At 62.3% G+C, this 20,365-nt stretch carries 21 protein-coding genes; 5 read left to right on the forward strand and 16 right to left on the reverse strand.

All coding sequences use genetic code 11. From position 1 onward, the window contains the following. Window positions 1-123 precede the first annotated feature (123 nt). The 15 genes from C7G61_RS11965 to urtA form a co-directional block, all read right to left on the reverse strand. A complete protein-coding gene (locus tag C7G61_RS11965) occupies window positions 124-1,773 on the reverse strand; it encodes a CHASE domain-containing protein (RefSeq protein ID WP_108514291.1) in 1,650 nt (549 codons plus the stop codon). 367 nt (window positions 1,774-2,140) lie between these two features. Further along, the gene (gene ureG, locus C7G61_RS11970) at window positions 2,141-2,779 is read right to left on the reverse strand and encodes an urease accessory protein UreG (protein ID WP_108514485.1); all 639 of its coding nucleotides are present in this window, start codon (window positions 2,777-2,779) and stop codon (window positions 2,141-2,143) included. Window positions 2,780-2,954: 175 nt separating this feature from the next. Continuing rightward, the gene (locus C7G61_RS11975) at window positions 2,955-3,689 is read right to left on the reverse strand and encodes an urease accessory protein UreF (protein ID WP_108514292.1); all 735 of its coding nucleotides are present in this window, start codon (window positions 3,687-3,689) and stop codon (window positions 2,955-2,957) included. Continuing rightward, window positions 3,670-4,278 carry an urease accessory protein UreE gene (gene ureE, locus C7G61_RS11980; RefSeq protein ID WP_108514293.1) on the reverse strand — a complete coding sequence of 203 codons (609 nt, stop codon included), beginning with the start codon at window positions 4,276-4,278 and terminating at the stop codon, window positions 3,670-3,672. The genes C7G61_RS11975 and ureE overlap by 20 nt, the downstream gene beginning before the upstream one ends. 21 nt (window positions 4,279-4,299) lie before the next feature. After that, window positions 4,300-4,599 carry a putative quinol monooxygenase gene (locus tag C7G61_RS11985; protein ID WP_108514294.1) on the reverse strand — a complete coding sequence of 100 codons (300 nt, stop codon included), beginning with the start codon at window positions 4,597-4,599 and terminating at the stop codon, window positions 4,300-4,302. Window positions 4,600-4,623: 24 nt separating this feature from the next. Beyond that, complete coding sequence (locus C7G61_RS11990) at window positions 4,624-4,923, reverse strand: putative quinol monooxygenase (RefSeq protein WP_108514295.1); 300 nt, start codon at window positions 4,921-4,923, stop codon at window positions 4,624-4,626. 49 nt (window positions 4,924-4,972) lie between these two features. Further along, complete coding sequence (ureC, locus tag C7G61_RS11995; protein WP_108514296.1) at window positions 4,973-6,688, reverse strand: urease subunit alpha; 1,716 nt, start codon at window positions 6,686-6,688, stop codon at window positions 4,973-4,975. Then, window positions 6,685-6,990, reverse strand: coding sequence for an urease subunit beta (locus C7G61_RS12000; protein WP_108514297.1), 306 nt, complete (start codon window positions 6,988-6,990; stop codon window positions 6,685-6,687). The genes ureC and C7G61_RS12000 overlap by 4 nt, the downstream gene beginning before the upstream one ends. A 9-nt stretch (window positions 6,991-6,999) precedes the next feature. Then, window positions 7,000-7,302 carry an urease subunit gamma gene (locus C7G61_RS12005; protein ID WP_108514298.1) on the reverse strand — a complete coding sequence of 101 codons (303 nt, stop codon included), beginning with the start codon at window positions 7,300-7,302 and terminating at the stop codon, window positions 7,000-7,002. Between the two features lie 24 nt (window positions 7,303-7,326). Continuing rightward, window positions 7,327-8,163, reverse strand: coding sequence for an urease accessory protein UreD (locus C7G61_RS12010; RefSeq protein ID WP_108514299.1), 837 nt, complete (start codon window positions 8,161-8,163; stop codon window positions 7,327-7,329). Window positions 8,164-8,194: 31 nt separating this feature from the next. Next, window positions 8,195-8,890, reverse strand: a complete 696-nt coding sequence (gene urtE, locus C7G61_RS12015) for an urea ABC transporter ATP-binding subunit UrtE (protein ID WP_108514300.1) — start codon at window positions 8,888-8,890, stop codon at window positions 8,195-8,197. Window positions 8,891-8,893: 3 nt separating this feature from the next. Beyond that, complete coding sequence (gene urtD / locus C7G61_RS12020; protein WP_108514301.1) at window positions 8,894-9,655, reverse strand: urea ABC transporter ATP-binding protein UrtD; 762 nt, start codon at window positions 9,653-9,655, stop codon at window positions 8,894-8,896. Window positions 9,656-9,659: 4 nt separating this feature from the next. Beyond that, the gene (gene urtC / locus C7G61_RS12025) at window positions 9,660-10,829 is read right to left on the reverse strand and encodes an urea ABC transporter permease subunit UrtC (RefSeq protein WP_108514302.1); all 1,170 of its coding nucleotides are present in this window, start codon (window positions 10,827-10,829) and stop codon (window positions 9,660-9,662) included. Further along, window positions 10,826-12,403: an urea ABC transporter permease subunit UrtB gene (gene urtB, locus C7G61_RS12030; RefSeq protein WP_420836758.1), complete on the reverse strand. Its 1,578-nt coding sequence runs from the start codon at window positions 12,401-12,403 to the stop codon at window positions 10,826-10,828. The genes urtC and urtB overlap by 4 nt, the downstream gene beginning before the upstream one ends. A 163-nt stretch (window positions 12,404-12,566) precedes the next feature. Then, complete coding sequence (gene urtA / locus C7G61_RS12035) at window positions 12,567-13,850, reverse strand: urea ABC transporter substrate-binding protein (RefSeq protein ID WP_108514304.1); 1,284 nt, start codon at window positions 13,848-13,850, stop codon at window positions 12,567-12,569. A gap of 595 nt (window positions 13,851-14,445) precedes the next feature. On the opposite strand from urtA, the gene C7G61_RS12040 reads away from it, so the two are divergent. The 5 genes from C7G61_RS12040 to C7G61_RS43885 all read left to right on the forward strand — a co-directional run bounded on the left by C7G61_RS12040 (window position 14,446) and on the right by C7G61_RS43885 (window position 19,469). Next, entirely contained in the window at window positions 14,446-15,948 is a 1,503-nt protein-coding gene (locus C7G61_RS12040; protein ID WP_108514305.1) for a DEAD/DEAH box helicase, read from the forward strand. Between the two features lie 23 nt (window positions 15,949-15,971). After that, a complete protein-coding gene (gene infA, locus C7G61_RS12045; protein WP_074819689.1) occupies window positions 15,972-16,256 on the forward strand; it encodes a translation initiation factor IF-1 in 285 nt (94 codons plus the stop codon). Window positions 16,257-16,525: 269 nt separating this feature from the next. Beyond that, window positions 16,526-16,738: a cold-shock protein gene (locus tag C7G61_RS12050; protein ID WP_002714433.1), complete on the forward strand. Its 213-nt coding sequence runs from the start codon at window positions 16,526-16,528 to the stop codon at window positions 16,736-16,738. A gap of 390 nt (window positions 16,739-17,128) precedes the next feature. Beyond that, window positions 17,129-18,826 carry a TadE/TadG family type IV pilus assembly protein gene (locus C7G61_RS12055; protein WP_108514306.1) on the forward strand — a complete coding sequence of 566 codons (1,698 nt, stop codon included), beginning with the start codon at window positions 17,129-17,131 and terminating at the stop codon, window positions 18,824-18,826. 262 nt (window positions 18,827-19,088) lie between these two features. After that, entirely contained in the window at window positions 19,089-19,469 is a 381-nt protein-coding gene (locus C7G61_RS43885) for a hypothetical protein (RefSeq protein WP_145963598.1), read from the forward strand. Window positions 19,470-19,743: 274 nt separating this feature from the next. On the opposite strand, the gene C7G61_RS12060 is transcribed toward C7G61_RS43885, so the two are convergent. Beyond that, on the reverse strand, window positions 19,744-20,355 hold the full coding sequence (locus C7G61_RS12060) for a TadE/TadG family type IV pilus assembly protein (RefSeq protein WP_244608263.1): 612 nt from the start codon (window positions 20,353-20,355) through the stop codon (window positions 19,744-19,746). Between the last annotated feature and the right edge of the window lie 10 nt (window positions 20,356-20,365).

The following is a 20,365-nucleotide window of genomic DNA, read 5'->3' on the forward strand; positions in this document are numbered from 1 at the left end:
GAAGCGCAGCGCGACCCGGGATTCACTTCCGACGCCTCCACGGCGTAGACCGGCCCCGGATTGCGCTTCGGTCCATCCGGGCTACGCCAGTTTGCGAATTCAGTGCAGGCCGCCGAACTTGCCCTACCGCAGCGGTGCGGAAATCTGCTCCGTCCTGTCGCGCTCGTTCATGTCGACGACGGTGACCATCGGCGCGGTGAGTTCGTAGACGTAGCTGACGTCGGTGAAGTAGCGCTTCGCGGTGCCGCCCATTGCCTCCGGCGCGACGCGGTCGAGCAGGATGAGGCCGAAATCACTGTCTTCCCGCCGCGTCGCCGCGCTGGTGTTGAACTCTTCCCAGCGGAAATGAAAGATCGTGTCCGGCTCCTCGCCCGAGACTTCCCAGTTCGCCACGATGTGCGGGTGCTTGCCGACCAGCGACAGGCCCTCGTCGGAATGCGAGGCCAATTCGAAGAGCAACAGCGACAGCGACTGCGCGGCGCGCGCGCTGACGGCGATATCCGGGCCGTTGACGACGATGCGGTCGGCATGCGGGATGGCGCGCGACTCGAACAGGCCCTTGAGCTTGACGCCCTGCCACTGGCTTTCGCTGAGCAGCGTCACCACGTTCGACATCGCATGGATGCGGCCGATCAGCAGCTCGCGCGACACGTCCATGTCGGAGCCGTGGCGCAGCGTGCGCGTCACGATCGACTGGATCACGGCGAGGATGTTCTTGACCCGGTGGTTGAGCTCGTCGATGACGGCGGTCAACCGCCGCTCGAAACCGATCCGGACCTGGATCTCGCGGCTGAGCCGCAGATTGTTGTAGGCGACATAGCCAAACAGGCCGCAGACGATGCCGGTGAGCGCGAAGCCGATGGCCGCCACGATGATCGCCGTCTGCTGCGCGCGCTGTATGGCATTGTTCTTCGCATAATAGCCCAGCGACCAGTCGCGGCCGCCGAACGTCACCGTCCGCACCACCGACGGCAACGGATCGCCTTGCTTGACCGGCCGCAAGGTGATGACGCCCTGGTCATTGGCGACATATTCGTCGCTGACGTCATCGGGGTCCTTCAGCACCACCGAAAACAGCGAGCGGTCGTCGTTGGTCAGCATCAGCGGCGCCAGCTCGTAGGAAAAGGTGACGAAGCCCACGGGCTCGGCGGTGCCTTCCTTCAGGATCGCGGAGGCCAGCACGATGCCGATCGGTCCGGCCTTCCGCAGCAGCGGTATTGGGTCAGACGCCACCGGCTTGCCGGAGGCCGCCGCCTGCGCCAGCATCGGCCCGATCACCGAATGCCGGTCGTAGGCGCGGCCCGGAAAGCCCAGCGTATCCGCGCTGCGCGGTTCGAGGTCCATCAGGACGTCGAGCGGCTTGTCGATCGCCTTGATGTCGAGCGGCCGGTCGTCGTAATCGCGGATCGCCGGGTTGGTGAAGCCGGCGCTCTTCAGCTCCGCCTGCGCCACGGCCAGATCGCCCGGCTTGAGTCGCGCGATCCAGTTCGCGATCACGAAATCGGTCTTGAAGGCGTAGATCGCCGAGCGCAGCGGCTGCAGCATATTGGCCTTCACCGCCGACGGCGCGCGAAACAATCCGGATGCAACGCGAGCGAGCAATTCGCGCTCGGTCAGCCGGTCCTGCACCAGGCTGGCATGGACGTCGATCGCGCGCGAAAGCGCGATGCCGTCGATCGCCAGTTCCTGGTCGTGGACGCGATAGGCCGCGAGACCGGAGAGCAGAACTCCGATCAGCGCGATAAAGCCGATAATGAAGCCCAGCCGAACCACTCGCTTACTCAGGAATGACGTGTTGGCGAAGACGTATCGGAAACAACTCGAGGCCTGCCGGGGCAGAGGCACATGGCAATAGCGCGAAGGCCAACCGCGGCGAATATGACGGAGCGTTCATCAGCACGCAACTGACAGGTGGCAGCGAGGTAAACAACACGGCCGCCGTTAACGCTGATTTGGCGGGGCCAGAGGTTGATAATCTGACAGCGCCGATTTGGTTCCGGCGAGGACGGACAAATCCGCAGGGCTGCGGCGACCGACCGAGTGTTAATGTTAATGCACCGCCCGTCCCGGCCGCTTGTCCGGCCGCTGATCCGCCTACCCGGCTTTGACCTACCCAGCCTTGATCTACCCAGACTTTGACCTACCCAGCCTTGGCCTTCGCGGCCGGGCGCAGGCCGCCCTTGGTCTCGATGAAGCCGATGATGCGATCGAGCCCCTCGCTCTTCTTCAGGTTGGTCATCACGAACGGCCGCTCGCCCCGCATCCTTTTCGCATCAAGCTCCATCTTCTCCAGCGACGCACCGACATGCGGCGCGAGGTCGATCTTGTTGATCACCAACAAGTCCGAGCGGGTGATGCCCGGCCCGCCCTTGGAGGGGATCTTGTCGCCGGCGGCGACGTCGATCACGTAGATCGTCAGATCGGCGAGTTCGGGCGAAAACGTCGCGGCGAGATTGTCGCCGCCGGATTCGATCAGCACCATATCGAGATCGGGAAATTTCGCGCGCATATCGGCAACGGCTGCGAGATTCATCGAGGCGTCCTCGCGGATCGCGGTGTGCGGGCAGCCGCCGGTCTCGACACCGGCGATGCGGTCCGGCGTCAGCGAGCCCGAGCGCACCAGAAACTCCGCATCCCATTTGGTGTAAATATCGTTGGTGATCGCGGCGATGTCGTAGCGCTGGCGCATCGACTTGCAGAGCAGGTCCATCAGCGCAGTCTTGCCGGAGCCGACGGGACCGCCGACGCCGATGCGGAGGGGACCGTGAGATTTAGACATGTCGAACATTCCCTCGCCTATCGTCGTCCCTGCCTAGTGCGCAATTGCGCACGGGCGCAGGGACCCATACCGCGTGATCTATCAATAAAGCAGAACGGCCGACGCGGTTTGTAACAACCGGGGCCGGTGGCTATGGGTCCCTGCGTTCGCAGGGACGACGAAAAAGTGTGTCGCATCATGACCGGAACAACCGCGTATATTGCGTTTCGTGGCGCAGGCTGGCGAGATCGGCGCGGAAGGTGGCGCTGCCGAGATCGTCGATGGAAGCTTCCAGCGCGCGCTTTGCCGTGGCTGCGACATCGGCTTCGAGGCTTGCCAGAATGCGCTGGCTGTCGGTTTGTCCGAGCGGCACCAGGCGGGCGCCGGCGGAAATCCAGTTCGACACCACGGCATGCAGGAAAGCGTGCACCGCCGGCGCCAGCGGCACGGCGTGCGCCGCGCTGACGATTCCGACCGCGACGGGATAGACCATGCCGCCGCAAGCAGCCACCATGCCGTCGAGCCCGTCGCTGGCCCAGGCTGAGCGCGCGATCTCGATGAAGGCGCGGCCCTGTGTCGAGGTCTCGAGCTGGCGCTCGCGCGAGGGCACGAACGCGGCGGCCAGTTCGGCGATCTCGCGCAATCCAGAATCGTCCTGCGCGGATGCGGCGCGATGCGCCTGCGCCAGAAACACGGCATCGCAGAAGCCCGAGCCGTCGCCGAGCATCGCGGCCAGCCAGTCGCGCAGCGATGCGGCATCCGTGATGTCACCCGCCTCCACCGCCCATTCGATGCCGCTGGAATAGGAGAAGGCGCCGACCGGAAAGGAGGGCGACAGCCAGGTCATCAGCCGGTACAGCGCCGCCGCCTCATCCGCATTCATTCCGCTGCCCGCGTCGGCCGGCGCGCGCTCACTTGTGGTCATGAGCATGGGAGTGATCGTGGTGGTGATGATCGTGGTCGCAATGTTCGTCGTGGTGATGGTGATCATCATGATGATCGTGATCACTGTTGTGATCGTGATCGCCGTGATGATGGTGATCACCGTGGTGATGATGGCCATGATCATGCGCGGCATGATCGTGAGCCGCCTGCGCATACGCCCCGCCCTCGGGATCGAACGGCGCCTCGATCTCGATGATGCGCGCGCCGAGCCCCTTTACCATCGCCTCGATGACGTGATCCCTGCGAATGCGCAGGCCTTTTGGCATGATCTGCGTCGGCAGATGGCGGTTGCCGAGATGCCAGGCGACCCGGACCAGATGCAGGGGATCGGCGCCACGGATTTCGACTAGCGGCTCGGCGGCCGCGACCACCTCGATCAGCCGGCCGTCTTCCAGTACCAGTGCGTCGCCGCCGCGCAGCGCGACCGCGTTTTCCAGATCGAGCAGGAATTCCAGTCCGCGCGTCCCCATCATCGCTATCCGCCGCCGGTGCCGGTCGTCGAAATCGAGCACGACGGTATCGGCGGCGTCGTTCGTCCAGCGATGCTGGCCCAGGACTTTTGTCGCGCGGATCATGGCAGCCTGCTCAAAGACACGTCAAAATTTCTCCACCTTGCCGTCGCTGATGATCTCGATCACCGTCGGCGCCGTCTTCATCTGCGAGGAATACTCCCGCCACACCTTCATATGGGGCGCACGGCCATGCGCATTGAGGTCGTCGCGGGTCTCCCAGCGCTCCACCACCACATACAGATTGGGATTGTTCACGCTGACATGACCGTCATAGGAGATGCAGCCCTTCTCCTTGAGCGTTTCGGCGGTACAGGCCTGGTGCCCCCTGATGAAGTCGTCCTTGTTTTCCGGCTTCATCGGCGTGGTGGCGATGACGTAGATCATGAGCTTATCCCTTGTTTTTCTTGATTAGCGAACGTCGACCTTTTCCGGCGTGATCACTTCGATCTTCGGCGGCGCCGACATGCATTTCACGGCGACGCGGCCAAACGTCTTCATGTGCTCGGCGCCACGATGCGGCACCAGCGCTTCGGCGTTTTCCCACTGCTCTACGAACACCATTTTCGAGGGATCGGTGACGCTTTCATGCAGGTCATAGGCGATATTGCCCGGCTCTTTCCGGGTTTCCTTGATGCAGGCGGCGGCAGCCGCGATGAATTCGGCGCGCGTTTCAGGCTTCACGGTCAGCGTGGCAACGACGTAAATCACTTCAATCCTCCCGGACTTTTGTTCTGGCTTTGATCGCCCGGGAGAAACCCTAGTACATGAAATACCTCTGCGCCATGGGCAGGACCTCAGCCGGCGCGCATGTCAGAAGCTCGCCGTCTGCGCGCACCTCATAGGTCTCGGCGTCGACCTCGATTTTGGGCGTGGCGCCGTTATGGATCATGCTCTTTTTGGAGATGCCGCCGCGGGTGTTTTTCACCGGGTAGAGTTTCTTCGCAATGCCGAGCTTGCGCGCCAGCCCGCCCGTGATGGCAGCCCTCGAGGTGAACACCACCGAAGAGGCCGTCAGCGACTTGCCGTAGGCGGCGAACATCGGCTGGTAATGCACCGGCTGCGGCGTGGGAATGGAGGCATTGGGATCGCCCATCGGCGCCGCCACGATCGAGCCGCCCTTGATGATGCAATCGGGCTTCACGCCGAAGAAGGCCGGCGACCACAGCACGAGATCGGCGAGCTTGCCTTTCTCTACTGATCCGATCAGCTTCGACACGCCATGCGCGATCGATGGGTTGATGGTGTATTTCGAAATGTAACGCTTGACGCGGAAATTGTCGTTGTCGTTGCCCTTGTCCTCGGGCAACGCGCCGCGTTGTTTTTTCATCTTGTCGGCGGTCTGCCAGGTGCGGATGATGACTTCGCCGAGCCGGCCCATCGCCTGCGAGTCCGACGACATCATCGAGAGCGCGCCGAGATCATGCAAAATGTCTTCCGCCGCGATGGTTTCTTTCCGGATGCGGCTTTCGGCAAACGCCAGATCTTCCGCGATCGACGGATCCAGGTGGTGGCACACCATCAGCATGTCCAGATGCTCGTCGATGGTGTTGCGGGTGAACGGCCGCGTCGGGTTGGTCGAGGACGGCAGCACGTTCTTCAGCCCGGCGATCTTGATGATGTCAGGCGCATGGCCGCCACCGGCGCCCTCGGTGTGGAAGGCATGGATGGTGCGGCCCTTGAAAGCCTTTATGGTATCCTCGACGAAACCTGACTCGTTCAGCGTGTCGGAATGCAGCATCACCTGCACGTCGTAATCGTCAGCGACGGCGAGGCAATTGTCGATCGCGGCCGGCGTGGTGCCCCAGTCCTCGTGCAGCTTCAGCGCGCAGGCGCCGCCCTTGATCATCTCGACCAGCGCGGCGGGGCGCGCGGCGTTGCCCTTGCCTGATATGCCGAGGTTGACCGGGAACGCGTCGAACGACTGGATCATCCGCCCCATGTGCCAGGGACCGGGCGTGCAGGTGGTCGCAAACGTGCCGTGCGACGGCCCGGTGCCGCCGCCCAGCATCGAGGTGACGCCGCTCATCAGCGCGTGCTCGATCTGCTGCGGGCAGATGAAATGAATGTGGCTGTCGAACCCGCCGGCGGTGAGGATTTTTCCTTCGCCCGCAATGATGTCCGTGCCGGGGCCGATCACGATGGTGACGCCGGGCTGGATGTCGGGATTGCCGGCCTTGCCAATCGCGGCGATCATGCCTTCCTTGATCGCGACGTCGGCTTTGACGATGCCCCAGTGATCGACGATCAGCGCATTGGTGATGACGGTATCGGCCGCGCCCTGCTTGTTCGTCACCTGCGACTGCCCCATGCCGTCGCGGATCACCTTGCCGCCGCCGAACTTCACCTCCTCGCCATAGGTGGTGAAATCCTTTTCGACCTCGATGATGAGATCGGTATCGGCCAGCCGCACCTTGTCGCCGGTGGTGGGCCCGAACATGTCGGCATAGACGGAACGTTTGATTTTGACGCTCATAGTTTCCCCTGCACGTCGCCGCGAAAACCGTAGATGACGCGTTTGCCGGCAAGCGCAACGAGCTGCACGTCGCGGGACTGGCCGGGCTCGAACCGCACCGCGGTGCCGGCCGCGATATCGAGCCGCATGCCGCGGGCTTTCCTGCGCTCGAATTTCAGCGCCGGGTTGGTTTCGAAGAAATGGTAGTGCGAGCCGACCTGGATCGGGCGGTCGCCGGTATTGGCCACGGTGAGTGTCACCGTCTTGCGTCCAGCATTGAGTTCGATCTCGCCGTCCTTGATGAAGAGTTCGCCGGGGACCATCTGATGCTCCTACCTGATCGGCTCATGCACGGTGACGAGTTTTGTGCCATCGGGAAACGTCGCCTCGACCTGGATGTCGTGGATCATCTCCGGGATGCCGTCCATGCACTGCGCTCGGGTCAGCACCTGCGCGCCTGATTGCATCAGTTCGGCCACGGTGCGGCCGTCGCGCGCGCCCTCGACGATGAAGTCGGAGATGATGGCGATCGCTTCGGGATGGTTGAGCTTGACGCCGCGCTCGAGCCTGCGGCGTGCCACCATAGCCGCCATCGAGATCAAGAGCTTGTCCTTTTCGCGGGGGGAGAGATTCATGCGGGCACTCGGGTGATTGAAGACCTAATTTAGCCAAAGCCTTGGGAGCGCCACGCCGCTGGCGCGGCCGAGCACTGCCATCATATCGGCGCGGAGCCGGGCCGCATCTTGGGCACAGAAGCGCGCCATTGCAAATCCATTCCAGCAGGAGATGCCGACCTCGCCGCCGAACGTTTCAGAGGCCTCGCGGATCCGCTCCACCAAGGCCTCATCGCCTGGCACGATCAGCGCCGTGCCGATCGCGACGCCGCCGTTGGCAATCGCCCGCCGCGCCAGTTTTTCGCCGATGTCCCCGTCGAGCCGGATGGTTTCCGCAAACACGAGGCGACCGCCGCGGCGCAGGCGCCAGCGGTCGACGAACTCGCCGTGCAGCATCCGCTCGCCCATTGCCGCGCGGCCGAACACCACGATTTCGCAGAGCAGAAGCGAGGCGTCTTCGGCCAGGTCGATGTCGATGCGCCTGATAATCCGCGCGCGGTCGAACAGGATGGTCTCCTGCGGCAACCAGGCGAGGTGCGCGCCCGCCTCCGCTTTCAAGGCGATATTGAGTTGGGCGGCGGGACCGGCCGCGCGATAGACTTTCTCGGCCGCCGCCGTCGTCAGCGTCAGCCGCGATCCCTCGCCTGCCGCGATATCGATATCGAAACGGTCGCCGCCGGCAATGCCGCCGGCGGTGTTGACGAACACGCCCGACAGGCCTTCGGCCTCGGGCGAGGGAAAGCGCACGCGCAACGAACCCGATTCATGCAGATCACCGCGGCGAGTGGCGCCGTCCTTGACATGCACGCCGAACCGCACCGCGCCCTGGGCGCGGTTGGCCGCGAACGTCGCTGAAGTCGCGCGCGTGCTATCGGTCCGCATCCGTCCCCCAAACGCTGGCGCCCGATACGCCTTACAGCGCCATCTGGCGGCTGATCTCGGCGGGATCGAGGTTGGCGCGGTCGCAGGCATATTTCACCGCACCGCGATCCATGACCGCAAAATTGTCGCCGAGCTCGCAGGCAAAGTCGAGATATTGTTCGACCAGCACGATCGCGATGTTGCCAAGACTGCGCAGATAGGTGATGGCGCGGCCGATGTCCTTGATGATCGAGGGCTGGATACCTTCGGTCGGCTCGTCCAATAGCAACAGTTTCGGCCGCATCACCAGGGCGCGACCGATCGCAAGCTGCTGCTGCTGGCCGCCGGAGAGGTCGCCGCCGCGCCGGCCCAGCATCGTGTTCAGCACCGGAAACAGCGAGAACACGTCGTCGGGGATATGGCGGTCGTCGCGCTTGAGCGGGCCAAAACCGGTCTTGAGATTTTCCTCCACCGTCAGCAGCGGAAATATCTCACGGCCCTGCGGCACAAAGCCGATGCCGCGCCGTGCGCGCTCGTAGGGTTTGAGGCCGGTGATGTCGTTGCCGTCGAGCGTGATCGACCCGCCCGCGATCGGGTATTGACCGACCATCGCGCGGAGCAATGAGGTCTTGCCGACCCCGTTGCGGCCGAGCACGCAAGTGACCTTGCCCGGCTCTGCGGACAATGAGACGCCGCGCAGCGCCTGCGCCGCGCCGTAGTAAAGGCTGATATTTTCGACCTTCAGCATGGATCAGCGCCCCAGATACACTTCAATCACCCGCTCGTTCGACGAGACCTGATCGATGGTCCCCTCCGCCAGCACCGTGCCTTCGTGCAGGCAGGTGACCTTGACGCCGAGTTCGCGGACGAAGGTCATGTCGTGCTCGACGACCATGACCGTCTTTTCCTTGTTGATTTCCTTCAGCAGCTCCGCGGTCTGATGCGTCTCGACGTCGGTCATTCCAGCGACGGGTTCATCGACCAAAAGCAGTTTTGGATCCTGCGCCAGCAGCATGCCGATCTCCAGCCATTGCTTCTGGCCGTGCGACAGGCTCCCTGCCAATCTGTTGCGCGCATCGGTCAGGCGGATGGTTTCCAGCACGCGGTCGATCCGCTCGGCTTCGTCCCTGCTGCCGCGCCAGAACAGCGTGCCCTTGACGCTATGATCGACGTTGAGCGCGAGCAGCAGATTGTCCTCGATGGTCTGGCTCTCGAACACCGTCGGTTTCTGGAACTTGCGGCCGATGCCGAGTTCAGCGATGCGGGTCTCATCAAGCCGCGTCAGGTCGGTGATGCCGTCGAACAGCACCGTGCCTTCGTCCGGCCTGGTCTTGCCGGTGATGATGTCCATCATCGTGGTCTTGCCGGCGCCGTTCGGGCCGATGATGGCGCGCATCTCGCCGGGCTCGAGCGTCAGCGACAGATTGTTGATGGCGTGAAAGCCGTCGAACGAGACGTGCACGCCGTCGAGATAGAGCAGCGCGGAAGTGGTCCTTCCCTCCATGACACTCATGCGCTCACTCCGCCGGCTTTGGTTCGCCGACACCGTCTTCGAGATCGGCGCTTTCGGCATTGGCAGCCATTTGTTTGGCCTTCCGCCCCTCCCACCATGCGTTGAAGGTGCCGATGATCCCCTTCGGCAGCAGCAGCGTCACCAGGATGAACAGCGCGCCCAGCATGAACAGCCAATACGGCGCCAGCGGACCCGATGTGAAGACGGTCTTTGCGTAGTTGACGACGACGGCGCCGAGCGCAGCACCGACCAGCGTGCCGCGGCCGCCGACCGCGACCCAGATCACGGCTTCGATCGAATTGCCCGGCGCGAATTCGCCGGGATTGATGATGCCGACTTGCGGGACATAGAGCGCGCCGGCAACGCCGGCCATGCAGGCCGACAGCGTGAACACGAACAGCTTGTAGGACTCCACGCGATAGCCGAGGAAGCGCGTGCGGGATTCGGCGTCGCGGATCGCGATCAAGACCTTGCCGAGTTTCGAGGTCACGACCGCCCGGCAGATCAGGAAGGCCAGGATCAGCGCGAGACAACTCAGCGCGAACAGAGCGGCGCGGGTGCCGTCGGCCTGCACGTTGAAGCCCAAAATATCCTTGAAGTCGGTCAGGCCGTTGTTGCCGCCGAAACCGAAATCGTTGCGGAAGAACGCCAGCAGCAGCGCGTAGGTCATTGCCTGCGTAATGATCGACAGATAGACGCCGGTGACGCGGGAGCGGAACGCCAGCCAGCCGAAGCAGAACGCCAAGAGGCCCGGCACCACCAGCACCATCAAGGCCGCGAACCAGAACATGTCGAACCCGTACCAGTACCACGGCAGGCTTGGATAGTTCAGGAACACCATGAAGTCGGGCAATATCGGATTGCCGTAGACGCCGCGGCTGCCGATCTGGCGCATCAGGTACATGCCCATCGCGTAGCCGCCGAGCGCGAAGAACGCGCCGTGGCCGAGCGAGAGAATACCGCAATAGCCCCAGATCAAATCGATCGAGAGCGCGAGAATGGCGTAACAGGCGTATTTGCCGAACAGCGCCACCAGATAGGTCGGCACCTGGAACATCGAGCCCGCCGGCAACAGCAGATTCGACAGCGGGATCAGCACGCCGAGCGCGGCGACCACCAGGATGAAGATGCTGGCGCCGCGATCCAGCGAACGCGTCAGAACGTGCGGCGTCATGCTTCCACCGCCCGGCCCTTGAGTGCGAACAGACCGCGTGGCCGCTTCTGGATGAACAGGATGATCAGCACCAGAATGGCGATCTTGCCAAGCACGGCGCCCGCCACCGGCTCCAGGAACTTGTTGGCGATGCCGAGCGTGAAGGCGCCGACCAGCGTGCCCCAGAGATTGCCGACGCCGCCGAACACGACGACCATGAAGCTGTCGATGATGTAGCTCTGGCCGAGGTTGGGGCTGACATTGTCGATCTGCGACAGCGCCACGCCGGCGATCCCGGCAATGCCGGAGCCGAGACCGAAGGTCAGCGCATCGACACGGGAAGTCGCGATACCCATCGAAGCCGCCATGCGGCGATTTTGAGTGACCGCGCGCATCTCAAGCCCGAGCGCGGTGTAGCGCAGCATGGCGAGCAGGATGACGAAGACGGCCAGCGTGAAGCAGAGGATCCAGAGCCGGTTATAGGTGATGGTGATCTGCCCGAGTTCGAACGCGCCGCTCATCCAGGAGGGATTGCCGACTTCGCGGTTGGTCGGGCCGAACATGGTGCGCACCGCCTGCTGCAGCACCAGCGAGAGGCCCCAGGTCGCGAGCAGGGTTTCCAGCGGGCGGCCGTAGAGAAAGCGGATGATGCCGCGTTCGATCAGGATGCCAATCGCACCGGCGACGAGAAACGCCAGCGGCACCGCGATCAACAGCGAGTAGTCGAACAGGCCGGGATAGCGGGTGCGAATGACTTCCTGCACCACGAAGGTGGTGTAGGCCCCTAACATCACCATCTCGCCATGGGCCATGTTGATGACGCCCATGACGCCGAAGGTGATGGCAAGCCCGATCGCGGCGAGCAGCAGCACCGAGCCCAGCGAGAGGCCGTACCAGGCGTTCTGCACCATCGACCACATGGCAAGGTTGCTCTGGATCGAGGCGATCGCGCTGGCGGCGGCGCGCGCGACATTGGGCGGCACGTCACTGCCCAGCCCGGTCAATAGCGCCATCGCTTCCTGGTCGCCGCGCGCCTTGACGATGGCGACGGCTTCGAGCTTTTCCACCTCGGTCGCATCGCTCTTGTAGAGCAGGATCGCAGCGCGGGCCTCGGTGAAGGCCGCCTTGGCGCCCTTGTCGGTTTCCTTGGCGAGCGCGCCGTCGATCACGGCCAGTGTGCTCTCCTCATGGCTCTTGAAGACCGACTGCGCGGCCGCGATCCGCTTGGCGGGATCGGGCGACAGCAGCGTCAGGCCGCCAAGGGCCGCCTCCACGGTGCGGCGCAGGCGGTTGTTGAGGCGGACGGCGGCCGCACTATCGGGCAGCTTGTCGACGGCGGCGCCGGTGGCGGCATCGATGATCTTGCCGTCGCTCCCTGTAACGAAAACCTTCTTGGATTCAGGATCGGCCGACAACCGGCCTTCCTGCAGCGCGCTGATGATTGGAAAGGCCAGCGGATTGCCCGAGACAGCGACCGCGCCGATCGCCTCGTCGGTGTCGGAAAAATCGTCATTGGCGAATTTGGCGACCGCATCCTCGAACGGACCCGCCAGCGCCGGCACGGCGTAGGCAGCGGTCAGGAGGATTGCGAGCAAAACCGCGCGAAAACGATCGAGGAAATTGGCAGACACAATACGACCCCGGCAGGAGTGTGGGGAGAAGGCGGCGGCACCGCCGCCTTCTCCGGTCTCTTGGTAGTTCTCTTGGAAGTTATCGTTGCAGGTCAGACGATCATGATCCTCTCGGATCAGATCGGGATCAAGATCCCTGACCGCCGCACTTGTTGGTCTTGGTGTTGTAGTTGCCGCACTTCTTGCCGACCCAGTCGCCGATCAGGTCCTTGGAACCGTCGAGCTCCTTCGACCAGGCGTCGCCAGCGACAAGACCCGGGGTCTTCCACACCACGTCGAACTGGCCGTTGGCTTTGATTTCGCCAATGAACACCGGCTTGGTGATGTGATGGTTCGGCAGCATCTTGGAGGTGCCGCCGGTCAGGTTCTTGGCTTCAATGCCGGGCAGCGCGTCGATCACCTTGTCCGGATCGGTCGACTTCACCTTCTCGACCGCCTTGACCCACATGTCGAAGCCGATGACGTGCGCTTCCATCGGATCGTTGGTCACGCGCTTCGGATTCTTGGTGTAGGCCTGCCAGGCCTTGATGAACTTCTCGTTGGCCGGGTCCTTGATCGACTGGAAGTAGTTCCAGGCGGCGAGATGGCCGAGCAGCGGCTTGGTGTCGATGCCGGCGAGCTCTTCTTCACCGACCGAGAACGCAACAACCGGAATGTCGGTCGCCTTGATGCCCTGGTTGCCGAGCTCCTTGTAGAAGGGAACGTTGGCGTCGCCGTTGATGGTGGAGACCACGGCCGTCTTCTTGCCGGCCGAGCCGAACTTCTTGATGTCGGCCACGATCGTCTGCCAGTCGCTATGACCAAACGGTGTGTAGTTGATCATGATGTCTTCCTGCTTGACGCCCTTCGACTTCAAGTAGGCTTCGAGGATCTTGTTGGTGGTGCGCGGATAGACGTAGTCGGTGCCGGCCAGCACCCAGCGCTTCACCTTCTCGTCCTTCATCAGGTAGTCCACCGCCGGGATCGCCTGCTGGTTCGGCGCAGCACCCGTGTAGAACACGTTGCGCTCGCTCTCCTCACCCTCGTACTGCACGGGGTAGAACAGGATCGAGTTCAGTTCCTTGAATACCGGGAGCACGGACTTGCGCGACACCGAGGTCCAGCAGCCGAATACGACCGAAACCTTGTCCTTGGTGATCAGCTCGCGCGCCTTTTCAGCGAACAGCGGCCAGTTCGAAGCGGGGTCGACCACGACGGCCTCAAGCTTCTTGCCAAGCACGCCACCCTTCTTGTTCTGCTCGTCGATCAGGAAGAGCACGGTGTCCTTCAGCGTGGTTTCGCTGATGGCCATGGTGCCGGAGAGCGAGTGCAGGACGCCGACCTTAATGGTCTCCTGCGCCTTGGCGTTTGAAAATGCAGCTAGGCCCAAAACCAGGCCGGCGGTCGCCGCCAGCCAGCGACGGCGGCTCATCGTCGTTATATCGTGAGTCAATTGAGTAAGCATGAGGTGTCATCTCCCTGACGCAGTCGCGTTAAACGCTGCGAACGGCCCCACGGCCGCCTGCGTTAACGGAATCGCAAGAACCATGCCACGGTTCGAAAACGAGATAAGCCCATATAATCGCTCTTGAATTCCGGGCCTGCGGAAACCAGCGGCGACAAATTTGCTTATTTTTTAGACTGCAAAAATGTATGCTTTGGCGGCAAACTATCTATTTTTTGTGCAAAAGCCGCAATTTGGCTAAATTTCTTGCACGAATTTTGGTCGTTTGGAGCGCTGACGGGCGCAACAGCGTGGTCTGGCTGACCGGTTTCCTTAACCGCGCAGACGACACGCGCGGAATTCACCTTGAAAGCGCCGCACGGGTGCTCCATATGATCTGCGTGACCTAGAGAATCATCAGGTCCTTGCGAGCCGCGTGTTCTGAGCCCGTTCAACGGTTTCTGGCTTGCCCCTTTTCAGCTAGCACAACCGACGCCCCAAACACGCGGGTGTCTCAGACACACTCGCGCGCTCCTGGCCATTGAAGCCGGGCGCCTGCTTTTTTGATGGAAAGAACCCTCTTTTGACCTCCTTTCAGGATTTCGGCCTCGCCGATCCCATCTCGCGTGCACTCCAGGAAGAAAATTACCACACGCCCACGCCCATCCAGGCCCAGACCATCCCTCTCGCAATGACCGGCCGTGACGTCGTCGGCATCGCCCAGACCGGCACCGGCAAGACGGCGGCCTTTGCGCTGCCGATCCTGCATCGGATCCTGGAAAACCGCATCCGGCCGCAGCCCAAGACCTGCCGCGTGCTGGTGCTCTCGCCGACCCGCGAATTGTCCGGCCAGATCCTCGACAGCTTCAACGCCTATGGCCGCCACATCCGCCTGAGCTCGGCGCTGGCGATCGGCGGCGTGCCGATGGGCCGCCAGGTCCGCTCGGTGATGCAGGGCGTCGAAGTCATGGTGGCGACCCCCGGCCGCCTGCTCGATCTTGTCCAGAGCAACGGGCTGAAGCTCGGCCAGGTCGAGTTCCTCGTGCTCGACGAAGCCGACCGCATGCTCGACATGGGCTTCATCAACGACATCCGCAAAGTCGTCGCCAAGCTGCCGATCAAGCGGCAGACGCTGTTCTTCTCGGCCACCATGCCGAAGGATATCGCGGAACTCGCCGAAGCCATGCTGCGCGACCCCGCCCGCGTGGCGGTGACGCCGGTGGCCTCGACCGTCGAGCGCATCGCCCAGCGCATCATCCAGGTCGATTTCTCGGCCAAGTCAGGGGTGCTGGCGCAGCTTCTGAAGCAGGAACCGGTTGACCGCGCGCTGATCTTTACCCGCACCAAGCACGGCGCCGACAAGGTCGTGAAGACGCTGGCCAAGGCCGGCATCTCAGCCAACGCCATTCACGGCAACAAGTCGCAGAACCACCGGGAGCGCGTGCTGGCCGCGTTCCGCACCGGCGAGATCCGCACCCTGGTCGCGACCGACATTGCCGCCCGCGGCATCGACGTCGACGGCATCAGCCATGTGGTGAATTTCGATCTGCCCAACATCCCGGAAACCTATGTCCACCGCATCGGCCGCACCGCGCGCGCCGGCGCCGAAGGCGTTGCGATCTCGCTGATCGCGGGCGCCGAGGAGATGGGCTATCTGCGCGACATCGAGCGGCTGATCCGTATCACGCTGCCGCGGGAAGACCGTCGCACGCCCGGCAGCCGCGACGCCGCACCGGCCCCCTCGCAGCGCCCTGCACAGCAGCACCGGGGTGGACGGTCCGCCCCGCGAGCCCACACCGCCAGGTCCCAGGACTCCAGAGGACATGACTCCAGAGGACACGAATCCCGTGGGCACGAAACCCGGGGACATGAATCGGCGCCGGGATCAAAAGGCCCTCGCCGACCCCGCCGCGGTGGTGGTAATAATGCCGCGCCGCAGCCGAACCGGCACGAGCAGCCGCGTCCGGCGCAGCAGGCCGGCAAGAGCCAAGGCGGGAAAAGTGAGGGCGTTCAGGGCGTCGCCTTCTTGCATCGCGAGAGCCGTCCGAATACTCAACCCAACCGTACCCACCGACCGCAGCGCTAGCTTCGATCGACCTGGAGACCACCATGGCTAAAGAAGAGCTGATCCAGTTCGAAGGACTGGTGACCGAAATCCTCCCCGACGCGCGCTACCGCGTGCAGCTCGACGCCGGGCACGAAATTGTTGCCTACACCGCCGGCAAGATGAAGAAGAACCGGATCAAGACGCTGGCAGGCGATCGGGTCACGATCGAAATGTCACCCTATGATCTGGAGAAGGGCCGCCTGATCTTCCGTCACAAGGACGAGCGCCCGAGCACCGGTGCCCCGCGTGGGGGGCCGCCGCGCGGCGGTCAGTTCCGCCGCCGGTAAGCGTACCCTGACGTCAGCGAAAACGCGCCCGATACGCCCATATCGTGCGCGGTCGCGGCCGGCTGGCCGGCCGAATCAAAAAAACGTGCACGTCAGGATTGTTTTGACCACTACTATCGAATAATATTAGCCATCGATTTTCGGCCGGACGACATTAGCTATCCACCGGTACAGCCGGTTTAGACGCTGACGACCCTTCCAAAAATTCGATCTCACCAGCCCATCGAAGGGTGGGCTACGACTTGTATATCTGAGAAGGGACTACCCCCGTGAGCATGGGAACCGTGAAGTGGTTTAACGCAACCAAGGGCTATGGCTTCATCCAGCCGGATGACGGCGGCAATGACGTGTTCGTGCACATCAGCGCTGTCGAGCGTGCCGGTCTTGGAACGCTGCGTGAAGGCCAGAAGATCTCCTACGAAATCGTGGCAGATCGCCGCTCTGGCAAATCTTCGGCCGACAATCTGCGCGCCGCCGGATAAAGCGATTTTCCAGGGCGCGCGCGCCATGGAAAATCGCCTCTGAATAAAGCGAAAGGCCGCGCCCATGGCGCGGCCTTTTTCATGCGGCGATTAGAGCGGGATGACTTTTCTTCGAATCGTCATCCCGCTCTATCTCTTTGATTTGAGCATGATCTTTTCGGAAAACCGGGGGCCACTTTTCCGGATCATGCTCTAGCTCTCGACGAAGAACCCGCACGTGTTGCGGCTTCACTGAGCCCTCGTAGTAAACAGATCGTAACCCATGTCCTGATATCCGGCTCCTGAAATCGGTCGCATCCGAAATCAGCCTGTTTTTCGATGATCGGATTAAGGGGCACTTAGGGGAGGCCGGGCTACGATCGCGCGCTTTTGGATAGCCAGGGGGCGCCCGTGCCATTTCGTCTTCAGCAGTATGCTTACCGTTTCCGCCGCGATCGACGCGGCAACGTCGCGATCATTTTTACGGTCGCGGCGATCCCACTGATATCGGCCATTGGTTGCGCGGTGGATTACTCGCAGGCGACCAGAATGAAGGCCAAGCTGCAAACGGCGGCCGACGCCGCCAGCATCGCCGCGCTTTCGCAGAAGTCGCCCGGCTTTATCGCGGCCTCGACAATGACAGGCAACGGCTCGGTCACCGCCGGAGTTACGGATGCCAACAATGTCTTTGACGCCAACATGACCGGCATCACCGGCTATCAACTTGTGAATCGCACCAGCACCGTTACGAAGACCGGAATCAAGCTCGCTGCCAGCGTCACGTACACGGCCGACGTACCGGTAACCTTCCTGAAAGTGATTGGGTTTCAGAAACTGACGGTAACGGGCGTTTCAAGTTCGGCCGCCACGTTGCCGCCGTACCTCGATTTTTATCTGACGCTGGACGTCTCGGGGTCGATGGGCCTGCCGTCGACCCCCGACGAGCAGACGCGGTTGGGCAAGATCAACCCGGATAACTGGGTCCAATACCGCACCGCCTCCGGCGTCAGCTGTACCCTGGCCTGCCATTTTGCGGCGAAAAACAGCGCGTGCGTCGATCCCCCTGTCACTGCCCCTACCGCTCCGCCTGCCAATCCCCCTACCAGTACCAATTCGTATACCCAGCAATACAATACGAATGGTTATTGCATGGGCTATATTTATTCGCGCCTCGAACAGACCGCCCTCAAGAACCTCATCGACCAGCCGTCGACCTGGTCCGTACCGAAGCAGGTTCCTGGCTTGCCGGTGGCGATGCTTCCGGACCTGAATAATACGGTTACTCCTGGCGCAGCGAATTCTCTGATTAAAGGCAACTCCAAGAGCAAAACGTATAGCCTGACGGCGGTTTCATCCTGCCCGACCGATGGCACCGACGCCTGCATCCAGTTGCGCCTCGACGCGGTCGGCTACGCCGTGACCAAGTTGTTCGAAACCGCGAACGCCTCCAAGAAGGTTGACGACCAGTTCCGGATCGGTCTCTACCCGTTCATTCACAAACTCTATCCCTATTTTGCGCTGACCAAAAACATCAGCGGATCTTCTACCACCCCCGGCACCATCAACTACGCCGCCGCAAACCTTGCCACGCTGCTTGACACAAATACGAGTACGGACCTTGGCTCCGGCGGCACGCATATCACGACCGCGCTTACTACGGTCAACGGCCTCATCTCCGGCGGCTCCGGCGCCGTCGGCGACGGCAGCACGCCGACCACCCCGCAGCCTTACGTCTTCCTCGTCACCGACGGCGCACAAGACAACCAATTCAAAGACGTTCCCAACGGCGGCTGGCACGGCAGCAACCGCGCCACCACGATTGATAACCAGGGCACCCTGGCGACCGTTCCCTCCTGCGAAACCCTCAAGGGCCGCGGCGTCATCGTTTCCGTGCTCTATATTCCCTATCAACCGGTCTCACCCGTGGTTACGACCTTTGCCGGCGACGAAGACACCTATGCCAACAACAACATTCCGTATATTCCGGCCAGCCTGCGGAAATGCGCGTCGCCTGGCTTCTTCTACACCGCGAACTCGCCCACTGAAATCGCCGCGTCGCTGAACGCCATGTTCAACCACGCGCTGCAGACCGCGCATCTTACGAACTGACCGGGCAGAAGGCGGTGCCGACGACGCCTTGAAGTAAACACCGAGCCTCAGAAAGCCCCGGAGCGATCCGGGGCTTTTTATTGATCGGCCGCACAGGGTGGAGACCGTGATTGCGCGCGACTCGATGGCGTAGAGCGGCAAGGCCATCGGACGAACCGCGGAGACGCCAAGCGTCGATTTGTGCCGTTGATTTGGGCCGGCCATCAGACCTCCAACGGGCCGTTTGGCCGCGGGGCTCGTCTTAAATCGGCCAGGATTACGGATGACCCACGAGGCCGGCGTTTTCTTCTTCGCGTTCTGTCTTACGGCGGCAGGTGTGCAGAAGGATCACGATGAAATCGGTTGTCCGTTCCATAGCCGGCACAAGCAGGCGATGAATCGGGGAATTCCGGGTTGCTCGCTCGCAATAGATCGCGATCCGATCGGATTGAATTGGATCACGGATGTCTTTGTGGATGATCTGCCGGCAAACGCTTCGCGTTTGTCTCGAGCGAAAACGGTTCCCGCTTTGCGCCAACGCGGCCCTGCGGGTCCGATCATGCTCTGGCAGCCAAAGTCCCACGACGGCGTTGGGCAGAGGCCCCTTGTGTCATTGGAGCGTGATGACTTTTCTTCGAATCGTCATCCCGCTCCATCTCTTTGATTTGAGCATGATCTCCGCGCAAACGCGTTCCGCGTTTGTCGCGAGGGAAAACCGGTATCCACTTTTCCGGATCGTGCTCTAGTGGAGAGTCCGGACGCATCCCCGCCTTGGATGTAACGCTGCTATACGGGGCCGCTTTCCTATGCAGCGGATCACGCCGGCGCTTACCGAAGCCTGAAAAAATGCAGCGCCACGAATACAGCGCCGATCCTCCTCCAAGAGAAGGTCGCGGTGAACGGTGGAAGTTGCGAAGGTTATCCGAGGCTACCTGCCGTCACTTCGGCGTCGCACAGTCGGAGAAGCCAGCCGTCGGATATAAGACGCAGAGCACCGTCCGCGGACGCGTGTAAGCGGTATCGTTAAAGGGGATGCCAGTCTTCGCCACCATATACCCGATGGCCGGTACATACCGGTAGCCGACCTCGCTCCAGATCACAAATGTCCCCTTGGCCGCGACGAGACCTGGCGGCAACGCCACAACATCACCCGGATTATGAGGCGCCGCCGCCGCGATCGTGACAACGCCTGCTGAACTGATCGTCAAACCCTTGCTCCACTGAACCCGAGCAACTCCCGAGGTTTTATCGACGTAAACCTCCGTGACCGAGGATATCAACGGCGATGGCGAATAGGGTGTCATGATCGCCTTTGCCGCTTCACCAAAACTCATGATATCGGCATCCGTCACACTCGCCATCTGAGACGTCAGATCGGAAAGCGTTCGCGCCACCTGGGTGGCCTTGCGATCCACGGCAATAGCCGACGATAACTCGACCACTCCGAAGTACATCACCACCATGATTGGAAAGACAAAAGCAAACTCGACGGCCGCGAGACCGCTGCAATCATCCAACAGGCTGCGCACGCGAAGCGACATCTTCTGCATCGGGGATACC

Origin of the sequence: Bradyrhizobium algeriense, assembly GCF_003062295.1 — a bacterium.
Lineage (GTDB): Bacteria > Pseudomonadota > Alphaproteobacteria > Rhizobiales > Xanthobacteraceae > Bradyrhizobium > Bradyrhizobium algeriense.